Source organism: Agromyces binzhouensis, from assembly GCF_004135055.1.
Lineage (GTDB): Bacteria > Actinomycetota > Actinomycetes > Actinomycetales > Microbacteriaceae > Agromyces > Agromyces binzhouensis.
Genome location: NZ_SDPL01000488.1, coordinates 1 through 2,014, shown reverse-complemented (window position 1 = coordinate 2,014; position 2,014 = coordinate 1). Strand labels below are relative to the sequence as shown.

Sequence of the window (2,014 nt, the reverse complement as noted above, 5' to 3'; positions counted from 1 at the left end):
CGGCCGAGCCGCCACGGCGACGGGTCGCGCCGCCGCGCGCCGCGGTCTTGCGCGCCGCGCCGATGTAGGGCGCGAGTGCCGCCTCGAGCTTGTCGATGTTCGCCGAGGAGAGGTCGATGGAGTACTGGTCGCCGTCGAGTGCGAACGACAGTGTCCGGTCGGCGTCGCTGCCGTCGAGATCGTCGATGAGCGTCTCGACCACGCGCTTTGCCATTGTGCACTTCCGTTTCTGCGGTGGGTTCCGCGGGATTCTCTGGGTGACGGGCTATTCCGAGCATAAGGACGAATCCATGGGAATTGCTCGAATTCACGCCGGATGTGGAGAATTCATCCCCCGCTTGACATTCCCCAGAATTCGCCCTCCCGGTCGCTGGCACCGCGGAATGCGGCCCATCGCGCGCGACGAGACGGCGTCACTCGCGTCGAATCCTCGGGATTCGCCCGCGCATTGCCGCGGAATCACCCCACCGCAGCCCCCTGCTCGGACGCGATCTCGCCGATCCGTCGTGCGAGCGCGACATCACGGGCAGTCACCCCGCCGACATCGTGCGACAGGAGGTCGAATTCGATTCGGCCCCATCCGAGATGGACATCCGGATGGTGATTCATCGAATCCGCCTCGACCGCGACGGTATCGAGCAGGCGCACGGCGCTCGCGAAATCCGCGGTGCGGAATTCGGCGGTCAGCCGTTCGCCGTCGTGCCGGAATCCGGATCCCTCGAGGTCGGTCGCGACATCCTCGCGGGACAGCAGCGTATGACGGTCCATCCGGCCATGCTGCTCGCCCGCCGGGCCGCCCGCCACCCCCTCCCGTGTACGGGAGGAACTTCCTCGCTCGCCGCGGCGCGTCGCGCAGCGACACGCCGGGCCGGCCGGAGAAGTTCCTCCCGTCGGGGACAGGGTGGTCGGTCGAGGGACACGGCGATCCGTCGAGGGACAGGGTGATCAGTCGAGGGACGGCGTGCCTCAGGCCATCGTGAGCGAGAGGCCGGGGTCGCGCAGGATCCGACCGATGTCGGCCAGGAACCGCGACCCCTGCTCGCCGTCGACCAGTCGATGGTCGAACGAGAGCGAGAGCGTCATCACGTCGCGGAGCGCGATCTCGCCGCGGTGCTCCCACGGCGTGCGGCGCACCGCGCCCATCGCGAGGATCGCCGCCTCGCCCGGGTTGAGGATCGGCGTGCCCGCGTCGATCCCGAACACGCCGATGTTCGTGATCGAGATGGTGCCGCCGGACAGGTCCGCCGGCGCCGTCCGACCCGCGCGTGCGGTCTCGGCGAGCCGGGCGATGGCGTCCGCGAGCTCGAGCAGCGTCATCCGCCCGGCATCCTTGACGTTCGGGACGACGAGCCCGCGTTCGGTCGCCGCGGCGATGCCGAGGTTCACGCCGCCGAAGCGCACGATCTCCTGCGCGTCCTCGTCCCAGCGCGAGTTGACCTCGGGCGTGCGGCTCGCGGCGATGCAGAGCGCCTTGGCGACGACCGTGAGCGGGGTCACCTTGTGACCCGAGTAGGCACGGTCGGCACGGATGCCGGCGAGCAGCTCCATCGTCGCCGTCACGTCGACCGTGAGGAACTCGGTGACGTGCGGCGCGGTGAACGCGCTGCGGACCATCGCGGCCGCCGTGTGCTTCCGGACGCCCCTGATCGGGATGCGCGTCTCGGCGGGCGCGGCCTCGCGTGCGGCGCGCGTCGGTTCCGACACGGCTTCCGCCAGGGCGTCGGTGCCGGCGGATGCCGCGGCCTCGACGTCCGATCGCGTGATGAGTCCGCGTTCGCCCGTGCCGACGACCTGTTCGAGGTCGACGCCGAGGTCACGTGCGAGCTTGCGCACGGGCGGGGTCGATCGCGGTCGTTCGCCGCGCCCCGCGTCGTCCCCTCCACCGGAACCGCCCGCGTGCGTCGCCGTGTCGGGTTCGATGCGATCGTGCTCCGGAGGCGCCGGAACGAGGTCGTCCCGGAGCGCCGAACCGCCGAGTCGCCGGGCGCGGCGCTTCGGCCCGCGCTCGGCGCCC

3 protein-coding genes are annotated in these 2,014 nt (G+C 71.0%); all 3 read right to left on the bottom strand.

The genetic code is table 11. The annotated features are described in order from the left end of the window. Positions 1 to 214 (bottom strand): histone-like nucleoid-structuring protein Lsr2 (locus ESO86_RS15995; RefSeq protein ID WP_165308053.1); only part of this gene is annotated, 214 nt, incomplete at its 3' end. Positions 215 to 459: 245 nt separating this feature from the next. Beyond that, the gene (locus ESO86_RS15990; RefSeq protein ID WP_129235840.1) at positions 460 to 804 is read right to left on the bottom strand and encodes a 4a-hydroxytetrahydrobiopterin dehydratase; all 345 of its coding nucleotides are present in this window, start codon (positions 802 to 804) and stop codon (positions 460 to 462) included. 162 nt (positions 805 to 966) lie between these two features. Next, positions 967 to 2,014, bottom strand: a 1,048-nt coding sequence (locus tag ESO86_RS15985) for a dihydrolipoamide acetyltransferase family protein (RefSeq protein WP_165308051.1), incomplete at its 5' end; no start/stop codon positions are given.